This window comes from Goodfellowiella coeruleoviolacea (assembly GCF_024171785.1).
Classification (GTDB): domain Bacteria; phylum Actinomycetota; class Actinomycetes; order Mycobacteriales; family Pseudonocardiaceae; genus Goodfellowiella; species Goodfellowiella coeruleoviolacea.
On the sequence record NZ_JAMTCK010000004.1, the window covers coordinates 17,985 to 36,691 of the forward strand.

Sequence of the window (18,707 nt, forward strand, 5' to 3'; positions counted from 1 at the left end):
CGTTCCCGTCCGGTCAGCCGGTCGGCCGCTGCCGCGGTCAGCCGGCCGGCAGCGAGCTGGCGGCGCCGCTGGCGTAGTGCCAGGTGCCGACGTTGCGCACCACGTCGAAGGCCAGGCCGGTGGCGAGCACCAGGCTGCGCAGCGGTTCGGGGGTGCCGGGGCGGACGCGCAGCACGTCCCGGCGCACCCGCCGGCCGTCGCGTCGGGCCAGCGCGCGGATGTCCAGCGCGGCCACGTCAGCGAGCAGGCAGATCCGCTGGCCGTGCGCGTCGAGCAGGGCGAACCGGTGGCCCGGCTCGGCCTGGATCGACCCCAGCGGCTCGCCGCGCGGCCCGAGCACGTGGGTGCGGGGTCGGCGCAGCGCGAACCCCTTGCGGATGCCCAGCACCTCCCGGCTGTCCGGCGTGCACACCCGCAGGTCGAACGGGGTGCGGCCGGACAGCCCGGTCAGCCGCACCGGGGCGAGCAGGCCGGGGCCGCGCCGCTCGGCCACCACCGCCACGGGGCGGTCCTGGCCGTCGTAGGCGGTGGCGCGGTAGCGGGTGCGCCACAGCAGGCTGCCGAACGACCAGGGCTGCTCAACGACCAGGGTGTCGGTGCTGGCGAGGCTCACGCCGGCCAGGGTATTCGCTGTCCCACACCGCCCGCCGGCAAACCGGCACAACGCCAGCGCGGCCAGTCCGGGGCGGGTGGCCCCGGCGCGCGACCGCGACTCACCATCCACTGTGGACCAGATGCGTCGGCGGTGGTCACAGCGCGGCCAGCTTGTCCGGGTTGAGCACGGCGTTGATCTCGCGCACCCGGTGTCCGTCGGCGGCCACGTCGAAGGCGAACACCAGGAACGGCCGGCCCGCCGCGGTGATCAGCGCGCCAGGGCCGCCGTTGACCCGGCGGAGGGCCACCCCGAGGTCGGCCGGCCAGAACCCGGCCACGGCCACCAGGTAGTCGGCCACCTCGCGGCGGCCGCGCACCGGCTGCCTCGGCGTCTCCGACCTGCCGTCCGCGTCGGCCACCAGCACCACGTCCGGCGCCAGCACGTCCAGCAGCGCGGTGAGGTCGCCGCCCAGGGCAGCGGCCAGGAACCGCTCGGTGACCGCGCGATGCTCGGCCGCGTCGGTCCGGCGCCTCGGCCGCCGGGCCAGCACGTGCTGGCGGGCCCGGTAGGCGAGTTGCCGCACGGCCCGCTCGGTGCGCCCGGTCATCTCCGCGATCTCGGCGTGGCTGAACCCGAACGCCTCGTGCAGCACGAACACCGCGCGTTCGACCGGCGCCAGCGTCTCCAGCACCACCAGCAGGCCCATGGACACCGACTCGGCCAGCTCGGTGTCCTCGGCCAGGTCGTCCGGCGCGGTGACCAGCGGTTCGGGCAGCCACGGCCCCACGTACGCCTCCCGGCGCGCCTTCACCCGGCGCAACTGGTCCACCGCCAGGTGGGTCACCAGCCGGAACAGGTAGCCGCGCGGCTCGGCCACCGCGTCCTGGTCGACCCGGCTCCACCGCAGCCACGCCTCCTGCACCACGTCCTCGGCGTCGGCGCGGGTGCCCAGCATCCGGTACGCCGCCGCGAACAGCGCCGCCCGGTGCCGCTCGAACTCCGACCCGTCCACGGGCACCTCCTTCCCGTCCTGCCCCGCGTTGCCGACAACCACGACGTTTCCCGGCCCGCCGACGTCACGCGTGACGCGCCGGCCGCGCCATCCGTCGGGATGGCGAACACGGACACGACCGCGAGGAGGACCCTGCCATGACCCATTCGACCGCCGACGCGAACCGCCGCCTGGTGCTGGACCTGTTCGCGTGGTTCGCCGCGGGTGACATCGACGCCGCGTTCGCCCTGCTGCACCCGGAGTTCGTCTCGCACAACCCCCGGGTGGCGCACGACCCCTCGGCCACCAGCGGGGCCCAGGCGTTCGCCGACTTCTTCCGCACCCCGGCCGGCGCGGCCCTGCTGGCGGCCGGCACCGACATCCGCCGGGTGATCGCCGACGACGAGCTGGTCGCCGTGCACAACCGGATCGGCCTGCCCAGCGGTGACCTCGCGGCCGTGGACATCTTCCGGGTGCGCGACGGGCTGGTCGCCGAACACTGGGACGTGGTGCAGCCCGTCCCCGAGCAGCCCGCCAACCCCCACGGCATGTTCTGACGGCCGGCGGGTCGGCTACGGGGTCCGGCCGGTGACCGCCACGATCCGGTCGAGCAGCGGGGCGTCGGCGGCGACGGCCACCGGCGGACCCCACAACTCGGGCAGCGGAGCGTTCGGCACGAACTCGACCACGTGGTCGAGGCAGGCCCGCAGGGTGGGTTCGGGCAGGTCGAAGGGCTGGCCGGTGGCGGTGGCCAGGTCCCAGCCGTGCACGACCAGCTCGGTGAGCGCGATCCGGCCCCACAGCTCGTTGGCCAGTTCCAGCCCGGACACGTCGGTGCTGCCCGCCCAGGCGGCGGGCTCGCCCCACGCCGTGCCGAGCGCCCGCACGTGCCGGTCCACACCGTTCCGCCAGTCCGGGCCGCGGTGCGCGGTGTCCGATGTGCCGTCGTTTTCCGGAAGATCACCGCTGTGTGCGAGATCACCGCCGGCCACGAGATCGCCGTCGTCCGGAAGGCCACCGCTGTCCCGTTGGGCGATCGCGGTGAACATCGTCGCCACCTGGTCGATGTGGTCGACGAGGTCGCCGACGCGGTACTCGGTGCACGGCGTGGGGGCGGTGAGCTGGTCCGCGGTGATCCCCGCCAGCAGGTCGGTCATCCGCTGGCAGGCCGGTTCCAGGTCGATCACGGGGTCTCCTCGGGGTCGCCGGACGGGTTCTCGTTGGTGTGGACCGGCGTCGGCCCCGTGATTCATCGGTCCGCCGAGACCACATCGAGGCCGGGCGTATGTTGCTTGTTAACAGTTAACGGTTGATTTCCGCATTATGATCACCGGCCATGTTGTTTCGCCGGAAGTTACGGATGACCACGGTCCTCGCCGCGAGTCTCGCCGTCGCCCTCACCGGGGCGGTCGAGGCTGGCGCGGGGACGGCGTTGGCCGAGCAGAGCCAGACGCCGAGCACCAGCCAGTTGCTGTTCTTCAACCACGCCTACAGCGTGGTGGACCGCGAGACCGCCGATGCCATCGAGCACTCGGACTACCTGCGGGACTTCGCCAACTTCGAGGTGCGCACCACCACCGGTGGCGGCATGACCTGGACCGGCCGCTACCTCAAGGGCCGCGAGACCTACCTGGAGCTGTTCGGCGAGGGCGACCTGCCCGGCCAGGACGCCGAGTTCGGCTCCGCCGGACTGGGGGTCTCCACCGAGCACGTCGGCGACCTGGCCACGGTGACCCAGCGGCTGCGCGACCAGGGGATCGCCAACCCGTTCGAGTACCGGCAGACCCGCGACTTCGGCGACGGCGTGCCGGTGCCCTGGTTCGACACCATCCGCACCACCGGCGACCAGTACGACGCCTTCGACCCGTGGGGGATGGAGTACTTCCCGGAGTACTTCGCCGACCCGCGCAGCAACACCGAGCCGGAGAGCTACCCCGGTGACGTCAGCCGGGAGCGCTACCTGCCCGACGACTACCAGAACCACCTGATGAAGGACATCACCGGCATCCGCATCGGGGTGACCGCGCGCGACCTGGCCAACACCGTGCCGCTGCTGCGGGCCGGCGGGTACACCGTCGAGTTCACCGCGGACGGCGGCGTCCTCGCCTCCGGTGGCGGCACCCTGATCCGGTTCGACTCCGTGCCGCGCGACCAGGCGGGCCTCAAGCAGGTCACCTTCTCGCTCAACAAGCGCCAGCTCGCCGGGGAGGAGCACCGGATCGGCCGTTCCAGCCTGATGGTCGGCCCGGGCTACCAGGCCACCTGGCTGTTCGACCCGAGGGCGTGACGCGCCAGCGCCAGCCCGGCGAAGCCCCCTCCTGCCGAGTCGCGGGAGGGGGCTTCGTCATCGTGATCGATTCGAACACCAGTTCGATGCGAGCTAGGCTGTCGGGCATGGCACGACTCGGCGAACCCCGCATCGTCACCCGGCCCCGTTCGCACGGCCGGGCGCGCTACCGCGTGGACGGAACGGGCAACAGGGTGCTCGTCCTGCCCATGCGGTGCCCGAGCGGCCGGCACGTGCTGCCCACCACCGGCTACCGGACCACCAGCCGCGACGGTGTGCTGCACGTCGAGTGCACCGCGTGCGCCACCGCGTCCAGCCCCGACCACGCCTGGCGACTCGATCTGGCGGGCGAGCTGCCACCCACCGCGGAGTTCGACGCCGAGCCGTACGCGTCCCCGCACCCATGACCACGCCCCCGCAGCCCACCAGGCTGGCGCGCACGGGGTCGTTGCACCGTCGGGGCCCAGCGGTCGCGAACGTGGCCGCCGGCGCGCTGGGCGCTGAGCGCCGCGCCCCGGTGGGTGGTGTCTCGTCCAACCGAAGTTCGCGGTGGTGCATGCTGCTGAACCGCGATCCGCGAGGTAGCTCGAACGATCACGGTGTCGGCGGTCCAAGGCTAGTTTGCGGATTCAGGTCCTCGCCTGTTGTGCGGTGCGGGCCGGCGCGGTGCTTTGGGTGCGACGTGCTCTTCGATCGCGGCCGCGCCCGCCTCGTCTCCCTCTTCCCGCAGCCCGTTGATCACTCCGTCGATATCGGCTGCTGGGCGGTTCTGGCTGAGCTTGAACTTCGCCTCGATGCGTTTGATGGCCACTTCGACTCCCACAATGGCGCGCAGCTGACCACTGATGAACTCAGGCGGCGCGTCATTGACTGACCAGGGATGCGGTCGTTGGGCTTCGTGCTTGTCGGTGAGGCGCCGCACCACATCGGCGAGCCAGTCAGGATCGTGATGCACCGTGACGGTTCCGTACACGTGCGCCGTCATGTAGTTCCACGTGGGCACAACGCGGCCGTGCTCTGCCTTCGAGGCGTACCACGACGGTGTGATGTAGGAATCCGGTCCACGCACGATGACCAACGCGTCACCGATCACGGCCTGACGCCACTGATCGTTGTTGCGCGCCAGGTGCCCCAGGAGCCTGCCGCGCTCGTGGTCGTAGAAGAACGGCAGCATGGTCGCGACGAGGCCGTCCGCGGTCGCGGTCACCAGGTCAGCCGCGCCATGCGATGCCAGCAGCGTGTGAACGGCGTCGTCTTCCGCCGCGAAGTGACGAGGGACGTACATGCAATGTTCCCATCAGGTGAGAAGCGGCTCTCCGCACATGTTCGCAGCACAATGTGGCATCTCAGAATGGCCAGTTCACCGGAACCCTGAGATGCCACTTCGCTCGCACGAGTTGCTGCGCGCCCGCACGGAGGCGGCCGCGGCCCACGGGGTCCCCGAGGACGACTAGTCCACTTCGGATGGTGGCGTCAGCGGGGTCCGTCCTGCCCAGGGACAGGCCGAGGGTGAACGCGCCGAGCGGGAGCAGGACCAGCAGCCGGGTGCGGACGGTCATGGCAACCACTGGGTTCTCGGGGCCCGCCGCTCCGTGGCCGGGCCGTACCGCTCCAGCAGTTCCGCCCAGGTCAGGGGTTCCTCAACCGTGATCCGGACATCGGCGAACCGACGGCGTTCAGCGGAGTGCAGGTGCATCAGGCCGTCGGGCTTGCACAGCCAGACCGTGCCGTCGATGTCGTAGACGCCCCAACTGGGTCGCATCTCGGGTTCCGGATCGCCCGGCGCCCACGTGCGCAGGCGCGGCCACTTCGCGCGTCGCTCCGCGGCCAGCCTGATCCGGGCGCGTCGCTCCGCCTCGGCAGGTGGCATGCCGCCGGCGATCCGCCGGTCCGCCAGCTGGCGCCAGCGCCCAACGGCGGCGAGCGCCTTGGCCATCGGCTCAGCCATCCCGCCCACGAGTTCACCGGTCCGCTGGCGAGCGCCGGACAACCAGTCGCACAGGTTGACGACCGGCGAGCACTGCTGGGTCACGGGCGACTCCGCGCGGGCGCGGTCGCACAGTGCGGCGCCCAAACCCATCAGGCGCCGGCCGAGCCGGCGCATCTCGTCCACAGTGGGCGGTTGTCGAGTCGTCATCCGGTCACCGAACTCGGCGAGTTCGGCGGTCTTCTGCACGATGTGCCGGTGCAGCTCGATGTCGTCGGGGGTCATCCCGGTGCTCCCTCCCGCTCGCGGGTGTCGGGGTCGCCGATCTTGTCGTCCGTGGCCGAGAAGCAGTACGGGCAGACGTTGGCCGAGGGGCTGTCGACGCGCGTGGTCATGCTGGCGCTCAACACCTTCGTGCAGACGGCGTCGAGGTAGCCCTGGCTGTCCGGTGTGGATCGTTCGGTCAACACGGCGTGCTCCCTGCCGTCCTTGGCGAAGGACAGCCACAGGTAGTCCACAGTGGAATCTGTCATCACGTCACCTGTTGCGGTGCGGGGCGCCGAACCGCGCGAACACGGGCGCCCGTGGGGGGATTCCCGCTGCCGGGCGGGAGAAGGAGAAGGAGAAGAAGGAGAAGGAGAAGGGGACGGGTCACCGGTCGGGTAAGGGTTGCCAGGTCACGGCTGACACCGGCCGTCGTAGCCCTCGGTGAGCGCGACGTGGGTGTAGTCGCGCGCCCGCTCGTAGCAGATGGAACAGGTGGGCCACAGCCACTGGAGCGAGGTCGGCTTCTCGGCGGGCATGGTCACGGGGTGGCGGCACAGCGTCTCGGCGCTGGCCCCGGGCTGGAGCCCACCGGGGATCGCGTGCCGACCGTTGTCCACCGGCCACCACCGGAACGTGCGCTGATTCGCCGTTGTCATCGCGCCACACCTCCATGTGTGAGGCGGGCCGGCAGGACGGGAGCACGCCGGGGCGCGTGCACGCGCTCGACCGTCCTGCCGGTCCGGGTGGGCGGCGGCACGCCGTCGCCCGGGATGCCCCGTGGTCGGACGGGGCAGGTCAAGGGGCGGCGGGTTGCCGGGTAGGGAGTTGCGTCCGCCCCCGAGTAGCAGAAGCGACCCAGCCGTCCGATGTGCGGCCGACTGGTTCCTATGGCTCCAGGGGTCTCCAAGTCTGGGTACCCCAGATAGAACGTGATCAGATTAACCTGGAGTACCCCAGGACAGGTACCCCACCAATCGGGTGAGCGGTGGGCGCACCCTGGGTGGGCGGCAAGATGTGCCTGTCGTCCTCATCCTCGGGTCAGGTCCGGGAGGAACCGCATGGCCACGCCTACTGTGCGCAAGCTGCAATTGGGACACATGCTGCGGCATCTACGTGAGCAAGCTGGCCTGACACAGGAGGAGGCCGGCAAGGTGATCGAGAAGCCGCAAGCCAAGTTCACCGAGTTGGAGAACGGTAAGCGCGGTATCGGCGTGGGTGACCTGAAGCTGCTGCTGGACGCGTACGGTGTCAGCGACCCAGAGTTGATCGAGTTCATGATGGATCTGCGCCGCAACAACCATCAACGGGGAAACTGGACTGGATACAGGGCCATCCATCCTGATCAGTTCCGCCAGTACGTTGAGATGGAGCAAGACGCGGACCTCGTCCGCACGGTCGAATCCGAGGTCCCGCCTGGGCTGCTGCAGTCTGAGTCGTTCATTCGAGCGCTGTACGCGGAGCGCCCAGAACTTAACGAGGACGACATCGAGAACGGTGTGCAAGCCCGCCTGCTGCGCCAGCGGGTGCTGCACCGGGAGAATCCGCTGCAGGCGGAGTTCGTCATCTCGGAGTCGAGTTTGCTTCGCTGGTACGGCGGTCCGGAGATCATGCGTGAGCAGATCGATCACATGATCAAGTTGTCGCGGTTGGGTAACGTGCAGATTCAGGTTCTGCCATTCGAAACCCGAGCTAATGTAGCAGCGCTGGTCGGATTTCGATTCGTCCTGCTAAGGATTCCTTCGCCTGGCACTGCTGGCCCCTTGGAGTTCGCCTATATCGAAGGCGTCGACACTAATCGGTACTTGGATGACAAGAAGGCGGTGGCTACTTACGGTCACCTCTGGTCTCGCCTGACTGCCGCCGCATTGAGCCCGAGTGCCAGCAGGGAGTTCATGGCGGAGGTGGCCAAGCGTTACCGTTGACTGAGAGAGCCATCTCTCGACACCTGGGAAGGAGTCGCAGATGTTTGAAAACGTGGAGTGGCGAAAGTCCAGTCGCTCCAACGGTAACTGGCAGAACTGCGTTGAGTTGGCTCACGCCGGCGATGTGGCTGGTGTTCGTGACTCGAAGAACCCCGCCGGCCCGGTGCTGACCTTTGGGCGGGCTGAGCTGGCCGGGTTCCTGGCGGCGATCAAGTCGGGTCGGCTCGACAGCTGATCACGAGCGCGAGCGCGGCCCCCTGTCCGGGACTCCTGGGCAGGGGGCCGTCCGGTGTCGGGCGGGTGGCGCCGGCCGCGTGCCGTGGAACAGCTGGAATCAGTTCTGCCACTCGTGTGCGAGGGTCGCGTAGATGTACTCGCTGCCCCAGCGGTCTCCGTCGAGGTCGTTGTCGATCAGGTGGGCCTCGCGGCGCATGCCGAGCCGTTCGCACACGCGCACCGACGCGGTGTTGAGGACATCGATCCGGGCGAAGATCCGGTGAACTCCCAACTTGTCGAAGGCCAGCGAGGCGAGGGCGCGTGCGGCTTCGGTGGCGTAGCCGTGTCCGGTGTGGCGCGGGTTGAAGGCCCAGCCGATCTCGGCCTGGCGGGCGCGCGCACTCCGGAGGTTGAGCACCACCTCGCCGATGACGCCCGGCTCGTTGGCCCGGCACACGGCCAGCAGGAGCGCGTCACCGTCGGCCTGCCACGCGGTGCCACCGGCCCGCGCGGCGATCGCCTCGGCGCAGGCCTCGCGGGTGAGCGGCGGGCGGTAGAGGTAGCGGGCGACCTCGGGCAGGGACTGGTACGCGTACCGGTCGTCGATGTCGTCCGCGGTGAACAGTCGCAGGACCAGCCGCTCGGTGGTGACCGGTGCCGGCGCGTGCTGTGGGACAGCGGTCATCGGATCTCCCCCGGGTTGCTGCTGGTGAAACCGCCCGGTCAGGGTAGTCGCCGGCCCCCGGCGGGCCCACCGAATATGGCCGGACCGAACCCGGTAGCGCCGGCCTAGTGGTGGCCGGCCGAGTGCAGTTCGCGGGGCGTGCTGTTCTCCGTGCCCGGTTCGACGATCACGAACTGGCCCATCATGCCCCGGTCCTCGTGGCGCAGGATGTGGCAGTGGTACATGTACGGCATCGCGGGATCGACGTGGTTGCCGAACTCCACGGCCAGCCGGGTCAGGGTCTTGCCCGGGGAGAACACCGTGTCCTTCGGGCCGCGCAGGTGTTCGGGTGGTTCCTCGCCGTCCACGTCGAGCACCCGGAAGACCGCGTCGTGGATGTGGAAGTTGTGCGCGAAGGTGATGTTGTCGACCTCCCAGACCTCGTGGGCGCCGGCCGGGATCACCTCGTCGATGCGGGCCATGTCCATCTCGCGGCCGTTGATGTTCGTCCCGCCCAGCCGGAACCTGCGGACCGTTGCGCCGACGGCCGGTGGGGCGAGCGGGGTGAGCACCTGGGGCAGCTCGGCGGACGGCGCGAGCTGTGCGGCGGCGACCAGGCGGAGGATGTCGTAGTCGCCCCGGTCGATCTCCTCGTCGCCGCTGAAGCCCTTGAGCAGCACCTGCTCGCCGGGCGCGAACCCGACCACGATCTCGAACCGCTCGCCCGGGCTGATCCGCAGCCGGTCCACCGGGGCGGGGCGGGCCAGCAGGCCGGCGTCGCTCGCCACCACGTGGAACACCCGGTTGTCGGCGAAACCCAGGTGGTAGACGTGCGCGTTGGAGCCGTTGAGCACGCGGAACCGGACGCGCGTGGTGGTCACCTGGAAGTGCGGGTCGTAGGTGCCGTTGACCAGGAGCTGGTCGCCTAACAGCCCGTAGGTGCCGCCGAAGTCCTCGTCCAGCCGCCCGTCCTCGGTGAACTTCTTGTCCTGGATGACCAACGGGATGTCGTCGGTGCCGTAGGTCTTCGGCAGGGCCACCTCGTGGTCGTCGTCGAGGAGGAACAGGCCGGCCAGGCCCCGGTACACGTGCTGGGAGGTGGTGCCGTGCGGGTGCGGGTGGTACCAGGTGGTCGCCGCCGGCTGGTCCACTGTCCACTCCGGACTCCACGTGCCGCCGGGCTGGATCGTCTGGTGCGGGCCGCCGTCCATCCTGGCGGGCAGCCGCATGCCGTGCCAGTGCAGCGTGGTCGGCTCGCCCACCTCGTTGGTCACCGCCATCGCCACCCGGTCGCCGCGCCTGGCCCGCAGGGTCGGACCGAGGTAGTCGCCGTTGACGCCCCACGTCGGGGTGGACTTGCCGGGCAGGAACTCGCTGCGGCCCTGGCGCAGCCGCAGGTCGAAGCGCCGGACGCCGTCCGCGCCGGCGGCGGGGTCGAGCAGTGGCGGGATGCGCAGGGCGTTGCGGAACCCGAGGGTGCCGGTGTTGCCGTCCGCGCCGCCGCACCCGGTCAGCGCGAGCCCGGCGAACAGTCCGGTCAGGGCGAGGAAGTTCCGTCGTCGCATGGCCCGAAATCCTGCGGAGATCACCGTCCGAGCACGTCAGCCCTGCACGGCAAACTCCCGCGTACTCCCGGGGTCGCAGGGTCATCCCGCAGCGGTAGGCGGGCGGTGTCGGCGCCGGGCTGACGCGGTGACCGGGGCCGGTCGGGCAGCGTTGCCGCCATGAAGCGATTCCTGATCCCCCTGCTCGTCGGCCCGATGCTGGCCGTGGCCCCGGCGTTCCCGGCCGAGGCGTTCCCGGCCGAGGTGTCCCCGGTCGAGGTGTCCCCGGCCGAGACCCCCGCCGCGGTGGAGGCGGCGCCCGCGCGGACCCGGGACGTGTCCATCGCCGTCACCCCCGAGGGGTTCGCCGCGCCGGCGACCCTGCCGGCCGGCGCGGTGACCTTCCGCGTCCAGTCCACCGATCCGGACGGCGCGTGGCTCGGGCTGGTCCGCCTGCGGCCCGGCGTGAGCCTGGACCGGTACCTGGCCGACCTGACCCGCGCGATGGGTGACGACCCGATCGCCGGTGGCCAGGCCGTGGCGCGGGACGTGGAGATGCTGGGTGGCGTGGCCGTCGCGGACGTGCCGGCGGCCGCGACGCTGCGGGTCAGTCCGGGCGAGCACTACCTGGTGGACTTCCGCGACGTGGGCCTGCCTGACCTGGCGGAGCGCGTGCGCCGGGTGCGGGTGCTGCCGGGGCCCACCGCTCCGGTGCCGGTCCCGGTGCCGGCGGCGCGGATCGTGCTGCGCGACGGGGCGTTCGACGCGCCGGCGGTGCTGTCCGGCCCGGTGCGGGTGGTGAACCTGTCGCGCCAGCACAACGAGGCGATGCTGATGCCCGTCCGGCCCGGCACCACGCTGGCGGACCTGGACGCGTTCTTCACCGCGGTGGACGCCGGGCGCGACCCCGCCGGCTACCCGTTCACGGGTGGGCCGACCGGCGTGGTGCCGCTGTCGCCGGGGCGCTCCGCGGTGCTGTCCGCCGACCTGCCCGCCGGCCGGTACGCGGTGGTCACCTGGGTCCGGGACCTGGCGACTGGCACGATGTTCGCGGCGCGGGGGATGCGCGCGCTGATCACGCTGGAGGGGTAGGACGTGCGACGACTGGCCGACACCGCCCCGGACATCGCGCTGGGCGCCGGGCTGGCCGCCCTGGTGCTCACCGCCGGCCTGTTCGGCTGGGGGCCGCCGGGGCCGACCGGTGCGCTGGACCCGGGTGCTCTCGCCCTCGCCCTGGTGGCCGGCGGGGCGGTGGCGGTCCGGCGGCGGTTCCCGGTCGCCTGCCTGGTGGTGGTCAACCTGGCGACCGCCGCCTGGTTCCACGCCTACCCCGGTCGGCTGATCACCGCGGGTCCGCTGATCGGCTGCTACACCCTTGCCGCGCACCGGGGCTGGCGGGCGGGCGTGGCCGGTGGCCTGGCCACCGCGGTGGTCACGGTCCTCACGGTGCGGTTCGCGCTGGACGGGGAGTGGCTGGGGGACCAGGTGTTCAACGCCGTGCCGCTGGAGGCCGCCGCGACCGCGCTGGGCGCGGCCGTGCACTCGCACCGGGCGTTCGCGGCCGGGGCGCGCGAGCGGGCCGAGCGGATCGCGCAGTCCCGGTCCGACCAGGCCCGCCGGCAGGCTGCCGAGGAGCGGCTGGAGATCGCCCGCGAGCTGCACGACGTGTTCGGCCACACCATGGCGGCGATCAGCGTGCAGGCCGGCGTGGCCACGCACATCATGGGCCGCCAGCCCGAGCGGGCCACCGAGGCGCTGCACACCATCAAGCGGATCAGCGACGAGGGGTTGACCGAGGTGTCCGTGCTGCTGGGCCTGATGCGCTCGGCGGACCCGCGCACCGCCGCCGGCGGCCTGGCCAGGCTGGACAAGCTGTTGGACACCGCCGGGGTGCGGGTGGACCTGGTGGTGCGCGGTGCGGACCGGGCGGTGCCGGTGGCGGTGGACCTGGCGGCGTTCCGGATCGTGCAGGAGTCGCTGACCAACGTGCGGCGCCACGCGCGCGCCACGGCGGCGCGGGTGGAGCTGACCTACGGCGACGTGCTGGAGGTCGTGGTGCGCGACAACGGCACGGGTGGCGGGAGCGCGGCCACCGCGGTGGGCGGGCACGGCATCGAGGGCATGCGGGCCAGGGCCGAGAAGCTGGGCGGCACCCTGACCGCGGGGCCGGTGGACGGCGGGTTCGAGGTCCGGTGCGCGCTGCCGGTCCAGGGGGAGCCGGGAGGAGACCGATGATCAAGGTGCTGATCGCCGACGACCAGGCACTGGTGCGTGGCGGCTTCCGGATGCTCGTGGACAGCGAGCCGGACATGACCGTGGTCGGCGAGGCCAGCGACGGCGCGGCCGCGGCCGAACTGGCCAGGGCCACGCTGCCGGACGTGCTGCTGATGGACGTGCAGATGCCCGGCGTGGACGGCATCGAGGGCATCCGGCGGGTGGTCGCGGACCCGGCGCTGTCGGCCGTGCGCGTCCTGATCCTGACCACCTTCGACGAGGACGAGTACGCCGTGGCCGGGCTGACCGCGGGCGCGAGCGGCTTCCTGCTCAAGAACACCGACCCGGCGCAGCTGCTGCACGGCATCCGGGTGGTGGCCGGTGGGGAGGAGCTGCTCTCACCCGGCCTGACCAGGCGGCTGCTGGCCCGCTCGACCAGGCCGGCGGCCACGGTCAACCACCAGGTGTTCGACCAGCTCACCACCAGGGAGCGCGAGGTGGTGGCGCTCGCCGCGCAGGGGCTGTCCAACGAGGAGATCACCCGGGAGCTGGTGATCAGCCCGGCCACCACCAAGACCCACATCAGCCGCGCGCTGGCCAAGCTCGGCGCCCGCGACCGCGCCCAACTGGTCGCGCTCGCCTACCAGCACCGGCTGGTCGAACCGGGCTGAGCGGCCCGCCGCTGGTTCGGCTGGTCGCCGGTTCGGCCGGTCGCTGGTTCGGGTGGTCGCTGTTGAGACGGTCGCTGTTCAGTCGGTCGCTGTTGAGTCGGTCGCCAGGAGCTTGCCGAGCAGCGCGGTGAGCTGGTCCCGCTCGGCCGGGTCGAGCGCGGCGAAGGTCTGGTCGAGGAAGGCGGGGACGCCCTTCTCGGCCCTGGTCAGCGCGCGCCGGCCCGGGGTGGTGATGGTGACCGCGTAGGCGCGCCGGTCCTGGGCGTCGCGCTCGCGGCGGACGTAGCCGGCCTTCTCCAGTTCGTCGGCGATGCCGACCATGACGCTGCGGTCGATGCGCAGCTCCTCGCTGAGCACCTGCTGCGAGCACGGCCCGACCGCCGCGAGCATCTTCAGCACCAGGTGGTGTCCCACGCCGAGGCCGTGCTGCTCGGCCGCTGCCTCGGCGGCGCGCGCCACCGCGGTGGAGGCGCGGCACAGGGCGATGTCCGGCCGTTCCGCCGCCAGCCGGGGGAAGTACGTGGTCCGCGCGCGGGCACCGGTCCTGGTGGGCATGGCCGCAGGCTACCACGAACCATCTTCGCGTCAATTGTTTGACAGCAGACGATCGCCATTCGTATGGTCGCAAATCGTCTGCTGAAAGATGATTTGGCCGAAGATGGAGTGAGACGTGCCCGATGTGCGAGGCCGTGGCCGGACGGCCCTGGTGCTGCTGTGCACCGCCGTGTTCCTGGATTCGATGGACCTGTCCCTGATGGGTGTGGCGCTCCCGGCCATCGGGCGCGAGCTGTCCCTGACCGAGGGCACCCTGCAGTGGCTGGTCTCCGGCTACGCCGTCACCTACGGCGGCTTCCTGCTGCTCGGCGGGCGGCTGGCCGACCTGCTCGGCCGGCGCCGCGTGTTCGTGCTGTCGCTGGCGGTGTTCGCCGCGGCCAGCCTGGCCGGCGGCCTGCTCTCCAGCGGCGTGCCGCTCGTGGTGACCCGGATCGTGAAGGGGCTGGCCGCCGCGCTGACCGCGCCGGCCGCGCTGTCGCTGATCACGACCACCTTCACCGACCCCGCCCAGCGCGGCCGCGCCCTCGGCGTGTACTCGCTGGCCGGCGCGGCCGGCTACACCGGCGGGCTGGTGCTGTCCGGCCTGCTCACCGACCTGAGCTGGCGGCTGGTGTTCTTCCTGCCGGTGCCGTTCGCGCTGCTCGTGGTGGTGCTCACGCCCCTGGTCATCGCGCCGGGGGAGCGTGCCGGCTCCGGTCGCGGCTTCGACGCGCTGGGCGCGGTCACCGGCACGGGCGCGGTGCTGCTCGGCGTGTACGCGCTGGCCGAGCGCGCCTGGCCGGCCGGTGTGCTCGCGGTGCTCCTGCTGCTGGCGTTCGTGCTCGTGCAGCGGCGGCAGGCGAACCCGCTGGTCCCGCTCGCCGTGTTCCGGGTGCCCAGCGTGCGCTCGGCCAACACCGCCGCGATCGCCTGGGCGTGCGCCACCATCGGCTGGCAGTTCGCCGCCGTGCTCCACCTCCAGCGGACGCTGCACTACGACGCGCTGGCCACCGGCCTGGCGATCGCCCCGATGGGCCTGGCCATCTTCCTGGCCGCCAACCTCGCCGGAAAGCTGATCGCCCGGTGGGGCCTGGGCCGGACCGCCGCGCTCGGCATGCTGCTGCAGGCGTGCGGCATCCTGCTGTTCCTGCGCGTCGAGCCGACCAGCGGATACCTCGCCGTGCTGGCGCCCGCGCTGGTCGTGCACGGCATCGGCAACGGCCTGTCCTTCCCCAGCCTCAACATCGCCGCCGTCAGCGACCTGCCCGAACACCAGCAGGGCCTGGCCTCGGGGCTGATCACCTCCGCCGTCCAGGTCGGCGCGGGCATCGGCGTCGCCGTGCTGGCCGCGCTGCTCACCGTGCCCGGCCTGACCGGCTACCGGCTCGCCTTCCTCGCCGCCAGCGGCTTCTCCCTGGTCGGCGCGGTCGTCAGCGCCCTGGGCATCCGCCCGGCCCAGCGCACCCCGCGGTCCACCCCCGCCCCCGCCCACCACTGACCCGGAAGGAAGACCGCGATGTCACTGAACCTGTCCGCCGACGAGGTCCTGTCCACCACCCGCGCGGTGCGCAAGCGGCTCGACCTGACCAGGCCGGTCCCGCGCGAACTCATCGAGGAGTGCGTCGACCTGGCCACCCAGGCCCCGACCGGCCGCAACCGGCAGCGCTGGCACTTCCTGGTCGTCACCGACGCCGCCCAGCGGGCCGCCGTGGCCGACATCTTCCGCCGTGCCGTCCAGCTCGCCGAGGGCAGCCCGCTGACCGCGAACGACCTGCGCCGGATGAACGCCCACCCGGAGTCCCTGCGCCGGATCTTCGACGGCGTCCAGCACCTCTACGCCACCATCCACCGGGTGCCAGCCATCGTCGTCCCGGCGGTGGAGGGCCGCACCGACGGCGCCCCGGTCGAGCAGCAGGCCGGCACCTGGGGGTCGATCCTGCCCGCCGTGTGGAGCTTCATGCTCGCCGCGCGCGAGCGCGGCCTGGGCACGGTCTGGACCACGGCGCAGGCGCCGCTGGAACGCGAGCTGGCCGGGGTGCTCGGGGTACCGCACGACGAGGTCATGCTCGCCGCCCTGATCCCGCTGGCGTTCACCCTGGGCACCGACTTCCGGCCGGCCAGGCGCGTCAGCCGGGCCGAGGTCCTGCACTGGGACCGGTGGTGACCAGCGCCAGCGGGCCGGGTGGCCGCGGCCATCGGTGATCGAAAACCGCGAGGGCGTGCCCGCCGAGCAGGGCACCCCTTTGGTCGAGTGGGGCCAGTGGGAGTCGAACCCACACTGTCATGGACCTAAACCATGTGCCTCTGCCAGTTGGGCTATGGCCCCGGTCGCGACCCAGCCTAGCGCCCGCTGGTTCGCGGTTTGTTCCCTGGGCGGCGGGGACTTCCCGCGTGTCCGGCCGGCACAACCGCACAACATCCCCGTTCCAGGTGGCACGGGGTGGTGCGCAGCAGGTCCCGGGCCTGGGCGCGCGGCCAACGTCAACTACCGTTGTCCGCGCCGGAAGGCATCGCACGAGGAGGACATGTGGCTCGCGATCCCGAGACAATCCAGCGCGAGATCGAGCAGGCGAGGGACGCGCTCGCCGCGACCCTCGACGAGCTGGGCACCAGGGCGGACCCCAGGAAGTTCGTGGAGAGCGGCAAGGCGAGCCTGCGAGCCAAGCTGGACGACCCCAGGGTGCGCTACACGCTCATCGCGGTGGGCGCGGTGCTGACGATCGCGGTGGTCCGCAGGCTGTTCCGCTGAGTCCCGGCCCGGGATCGGCCACCCGGCGGCCCGCGACCGTCAGCGGGTGGCCGGACCGGGCTGGCCGGTCCCGGGGCGCTCCCGGTTCAGCAGCGGGAGCAGCACCTGGCTCATCAGCCGGTTGACGAACACGTCGTCCAGCGGCTCACCGGTCAGCATCAGCCGGTGGGTCAGCGCGGCCCCGGTCAGCTCGACCAGCATGCTGCGGGGCGCGTCCGGCCGCAGCTCACCCCGCCGGTCGGCCCGGTCCAGGATGCGGCGCAGCACGTCCCGCTGGGAACTCAGGAAGGTGCGGCGGAACGCCACGGCCAGTTCCGGCTCGTGCGGCAGCTCACCGACCAGCGCCTGGGCCGCCTTGCCGGTCGGCCCGGACAGGAAGGCCGCGAACGCGCTGAGGAACTCGCGCAGGTCACCCGCGAGCGAGCCGGTGTTGGGCTCCGGCAGGTTCTGGCTGACCAGGTGCGCGCAGGTGTCGATGACCAGCTCCAGCTTGGACTCCCACCTGCGGTAGATGGTGGCCTTGCCGGCCCGCGCCCGCGCCGCGACCGCGTCCATGGTGAGCGCGCGGTAACCCACCTCGGCCATGACGTCGAGCGCCGCCCGGCGCAGCGCCGCGTCCCTGCTGGCGTCCCGGGGACGGCCGCGCTGGGCGGTCCGGGTCTCGCCACTGTATGGCACCGCGGCCAAGAGCCTGCCTCCTCGTCGGATGGACCAGCGCTGGGGATCAGGCGGACATCCTAGGTGGTCGCGGGCACGGCTGGGTCGGTGCAGGTGGGGGCCTGGAAACGGCCGGTCACCCCAACGGCCTCACCACCCCTCCCGATCGGGTGGGGTCCGCCAGTCGTAGCGCTGCCGGCGACCGATCAGCCGGTGCCCCGCGCCGGTGTCCGGGGACAGGTCCGCGTCCTCGTCCAGCGCGGGACGGGCCGGGGCGGGCAGGCCGTGCCTGGCCCGCAGGTAGGCGGCGGTGAAGGCGACCGGGTCGCCGTCGAGCAGGTGCACCGCGCGGGCCAGCGGTGTGTCCTGGCGGATCTCGGCGATCAGGTCCTCGGCCTGCTCACGTGCGCTGACCAGGCTGGATGCCTCGGTGATCAGCTCACGCGCGCCGGTGCTGACGATGACCTGCCAGGAGTCACCGTCGGTCGCGTAGTGGACGGTGATGGGCTCGGCGGCCATGAACGGGACCTCCCCGAAAGACGCGGCCAGCCCGGTGGCCGCAGGACCGCCAGAGCACTGACGCTGACTGGTCGGCCGGCCTCCACGGTATGGAGCCAACCCCGCGCGCGGCAGCTACCCGTTCGGTTGGTCTTCAACCACGCCAACGGGTTACATGACCTGGGAAGTCAGGCCGGGGGAGGAGAGCAGCGGGACGCCCCGTGTCAGGACTGGGCGGCGTTGACCCGGCCGCCCAGGCCGGTCCACACCACGGCCATCACCAGCTCGGCGGCCTGCTCCGGGGTGATCTCCGGGCGGTGCTCCACCCACAGGGCCAGCCGTTCACACGCGCCCACCAGGATCTCGGCGCTGGCCTCGGTGAGGTCCACGTCGGCCAGGGCGGTCAGCATGGCGGCGGTGAACGCGCTCTGCTGCTGGCGGATCTGCTCCACGGCCGCGGCGGCGGCCGGCGGGGTGAGCGCGGCCTCCTGGCGGATCAGCCGCCAGTAGCGGCGGTGCTCGGCGACGAACCGGAAGAACGCGACCAGGCCCCGGCGCAGGGCGTCGGCCGGGGTGGCGGCGCCGGCCACGGCCCGCTCGGTGGCGGCCAGCAGCTGCGCCCTCGCCCGCTCGATGCAGCCGACGAACAGGCCCTCCTTGGAGCCGAAGTACTCGTAGAGCATGGGTTTGGACACGCCGACCCGCTCGGCGATCTCGTCCATGGACGCGGCCAGGTAGCCGTGCTCGGCGAACACCTGCTCGGCGACCGCGAGCATCTGGCTCTCCCGCTCGGCCCTGGGCACGCGCCGCCGCCGGGCCGGCCCGGGAGCGGCTGTGCCGGGGGTGGCTGTGCCGGGATCGGCTGGCGCGCTGGTCACCTGCCGAGCGTACCGCCGGCAACCTACCGCCAGTAAGCTACCAGCGGTAACCTACTCATCGGTACCACAAACGAGCGCTGGTCGGACGCGATG

24 protein-coding genes and 1 tRNA gene are annotated in these 18,707 nt (G+C 72.0%); 11 read left to right on the top strand and 14 right to left on the bottom strand.

Going from position 1 to position 18,707, the window contains the following annotated elements:
- Positions 1-37 precede the first annotated feature (37 nt).
- Together LX83_RS08875 and sigJ are read right to left on the bottom strand one after the other, a co-directional pair.
- The gene (locus LX83_RS08875) at positions 38-613 is read right to left on the bottom strand and encodes a hypothetical protein (protein WP_253769222.1); all 576 of its coding nucleotides are present in this window, start codon (positions 611-613) and stop codon (positions 38-40) included.
- Positions 614-749: 136 nt separating this feature from the next.
- Positions 750-1,607 (bottom strand): RNA polymerase sigma factor SigJ, encoded by an 858-nt coding sequence (gene sigJ, locus LX83_RS08880; RefSeq protein ID WP_308203937.1) that lies wholly within the window; start codon positions 1,605-1,607, stop codon positions 750-752.
- Between the two features lie 137 nt (positions 1,608-1,744).
- Here sigJ and LX83_RS08885 point away from each other — a divergent pair, with 137 nt between their 5' ends.
- Entirely contained in the window at positions 1,745-2,143 is a 399-nt protein-coding gene (locus tag LX83_RS08885; RefSeq protein ID WP_253769225.1) for a nuclear transport factor 2 family protein, read from the top strand.
- 15 nt (positions 2,144-2,158) lie between these two features.
- Here the strand turns inward: LX83_RS08885 and LX83_RS08890 are convergent, their stop codons facing one another.
- A complete protein-coding gene (locus LX83_RS08890; protein ID WP_253769227.1) occupies positions 2,159-2,773 on the bottom strand; it encodes a TIGR03086 family metal-binding protein in 615 nt (204 codons plus the stop codon).
- A 149-nt stretch (positions 2,774-2,922) separates the two neighbouring features.
- Here LX83_RS08890 and LX83_RS08895 point away from each other — a divergent pair, with 149 nt between their 5' ends.
- The gene (locus tag LX83_RS08895; RefSeq protein ID WP_253769229.1) at positions 2,923-3,873 is read left to right on the top strand and encodes a DUF5829 family protein; all 951 of its coding nucleotides are present in this window, start codon (positions 2,923-2,925) and stop codon (positions 3,871-3,873) included.
- A gap of 107 nt (positions 3,874-3,980) precedes the next feature.
- A complete protein-coding gene (locus LX83_RS08900; RefSeq protein WP_253769231.1) occupies positions 3,981-4,280 on the top strand; it encodes a hypothetical protein in 300 nt (99 codons plus the stop codon).
- A 209-nt stretch (positions 4,281-4,489) separates the two neighbouring features.
- Here the strand turns inward: LX83_RS08900 and LX83_RS08905 are convergent, their stop codons facing one another.
- The 4 genes from LX83_RS08905 to LX83_RS08920 form a co-directional block, all read right to left on the bottom strand.
- Positions 4,490-5,158: an FMN-binding negative transcriptional regulator gene (locus LX83_RS08905; RefSeq protein WP_253769233.1), complete on the bottom strand. Its 669-nt coding sequence runs from the start codon at positions 5,156-5,158 to the stop codon at positions 4,490-4,492.
- A 270-nt stretch (positions 5,159-5,428) separates the two neighbouring features.
- On the bottom strand, positions 5,429-6,085 hold the full coding sequence (locus LX83_RS08910) for a hypothetical protein (RefSeq protein ID WP_253769236.1): 657 nt from the start codon (positions 6,083-6,085) through the stop codon (positions 5,429-5,431).
- Complete coding sequence (locus tag LX83_RS08915) at positions 6,082-6,333, bottom strand: hypothetical protein (protein ID WP_253769238.1); 252 nt, start codon at positions 6,331-6,333, stop codon at positions 6,082-6,084. The genes LX83_RS08910 and LX83_RS08915 overlap by 4 nt, the downstream gene beginning before the upstream one ends.
- 144 nt (positions 6,334-6,477) lie before the next feature.
- Positions 6,478-6,723, bottom strand: coding sequence for a zinc finger protein (locus tag LX83_RS08920; protein WP_253769241.1), 246 nt, complete (start codon positions 6,721-6,723; stop codon positions 6,478-6,480).
- A 402-nt stretch (positions 6,724-7,125) separates the two neighbouring features.
- Between LX83_RS08920 and LX83_RS08925 the strand changes: the two genes are divergently transcribed.
- Together LX83_RS08925 and LX83_RS08930 are read left to right on the top strand one after the other, a co-directional pair.
- Positions 7,126-7,989, top strand: coding sequence for a helix-turn-helix domain-containing protein (locus LX83_RS08925; protein ID WP_253769243.1), 864 nt, complete (start codon positions 7,126-7,128; stop codon positions 7,987-7,989).
- A gap of 40 nt (positions 7,990-8,029) precedes the next feature.
- Complete coding sequence (locus tag LX83_RS08930) at positions 8,030-8,224, top strand: DUF397 domain-containing protein (protein WP_253769245.1); 195 nt, start codon at positions 8,030-8,032, stop codon at positions 8,222-8,224.
- A 99-nt stretch (positions 8,225-8,323) separates the two neighbouring features.
- Here LX83_RS08930 and LX83_RS08935 read toward each other — a convergent pair whose 3' ends face one another.
- A complete protein-coding gene (locus LX83_RS08935; RefSeq protein ID WP_253769247.1) occupies positions 8,324-8,890 on the bottom strand; it encodes a GNAT family N-acetyltransferase in 567 nt (188 codons plus the stop codon).
- 104 nt (positions 8,891-8,994) lie between these two features.
- Positions 8,995-10,434, bottom strand: a complete 1,440-nt coding sequence (locus tag LX83_RS08940; RefSeq protein WP_253769248.1) for a multicopper oxidase family protein — start codon at positions 10,432-10,434, stop codon at positions 8,995-8,997.
- Between the two features lie 159 nt (positions 10,435-10,593).
- On the opposite strand from LX83_RS08940, the gene LX83_RS08945 reads away from it, so the two are divergent.
- From LX83_RS08945 to LX83_RS08955, 3 genes are read left to right on the top strand one after another with little or no spacing between them, the layout of a single operon-like run.
- On the top strand, positions 10,594-11,505 hold the full coding sequence (locus LX83_RS08945; RefSeq protein ID WP_253769250.1) for a hypothetical protein: 912 nt from the start codon (positions 10,594-10,596) through the stop codon (positions 11,503-11,505).
- Positions 11,506-11,508: 3 nt separating this feature from the next.
- Positions 11,509-12,648: a sensor histidine kinase gene (locus LX83_RS08950; protein ID WP_253769252.1), complete on the top strand. Its 1,140-nt coding sequence runs from the start codon at positions 11,509-11,511 to the stop codon at positions 12,646-12,648.
- On the top strand, positions 12,645-13,298 hold the full coding sequence (locus tag LX83_RS08955) for a response regulator (RefSeq protein ID WP_253769254.1): 654 nt from the start codon (positions 12,645-12,647) through the stop codon (positions 13,296-13,298). Before LX83_RS08950 ends, LX83_RS08955 begins: the two co-directional genes overlap by 4 nt.
- A 78-nt stretch (positions 13,299-13,376) precedes the next feature.
- Here LX83_RS08955 and LX83_RS08960 read toward each other — a convergent pair whose 3' ends face one another.
- Positions 13,377-13,853: a MarR family winged helix-turn-helix transcriptional regulator gene (locus LX83_RS08960; RefSeq protein ID WP_253769257.1), complete on the bottom strand. Its 477-nt coding sequence runs from the start codon at positions 13,851-13,853 to the stop codon at positions 13,377-13,379.
- 115 nt (positions 13,854-13,968) lie between these two features.
- Between LX83_RS08960 and LX83_RS08965 the strand changes: the two genes are divergently transcribed.
- Positions 13,969-15,330: an MFS transporter gene (locus tag LX83_RS08965; protein WP_253769259.1), complete on the top strand. Its 1,362-nt coding sequence runs from the start codon at positions 13,969-13,971 to the stop codon at positions 15,328-15,330.
- Positions 15,331-15,348: 18 nt separating this feature from the next.
- A complete protein-coding gene (locus LX83_RS08970; protein ID WP_253769261.1) occupies positions 15,349-15,996 on the top strand; it encodes a nitroreductase family protein in 648 nt (215 codons plus the stop codon).
- An 88-nt stretch (positions 15,997-16,084) separates the two neighbouring features.
- Here LX83_RS08970 and LX83_RS08975 read toward each other — a convergent pair.
- A tRNA-Leu gene (locus tag LX83_RS08975) sits at positions 16,085-16,158 on the bottom strand.
- Positions 16,159-16,359: 201 nt separating this feature from the next.
- Between LX83_RS08975 and LX83_RS08980 the strand changes: the two genes are divergently transcribed.
- Positions 16,360-16,581: a DUF3618 domain-containing protein gene (locus tag LX83_RS08980; protein ID WP_253769264.1), complete on the top strand. Its 222-nt coding sequence runs from the start codon at positions 16,360-16,362 to the stop codon at positions 16,579-16,581.
- Between the two features lie 39 nt (positions 16,582-16,620).
- On the opposite strand, the gene LX83_RS08985 is transcribed toward LX83_RS08980, so the two are convergent.
- The 3 genes from LX83_RS08985 to LX83_RS08995 all read right to left on the bottom strand — a co-directional run bounded on the left by LX83_RS08985 (position 16,621) and on the right by LX83_RS08995 (position 18,614).
- Complete coding sequence (locus LX83_RS08985) at positions 16,621-17,259, bottom strand: TetR/AcrR family transcriptional regulator (RefSeq protein ID WP_253770128.1); 639 nt, start codon at positions 17,257-17,259, stop codon at positions 16,621-16,623.
- A 129-nt stretch (positions 17,260-17,388) separates the two neighbouring features.
- On the bottom strand, positions 17,389-17,757 hold the full coding sequence (locus LX83_RS08990; RefSeq protein ID WP_253769266.1) for a hypothetical protein: 369 nt from the start codon (positions 17,755-17,757) through the stop codon (positions 17,389-17,391).
- A gap of 203 nt (positions 17,758-17,960) precedes the next feature.
- On the bottom strand, positions 17,961-18,614 hold the full coding sequence (locus tag LX83_RS08995; protein ID WP_253769269.1) for a TetR/AcrR family transcriptional regulator: 654 nt from the start codon (positions 18,612-18,614) through the stop codon (positions 17,961-17,963).
- Positions 18,615-18,707: the final 93 nt, after the last annotated feature.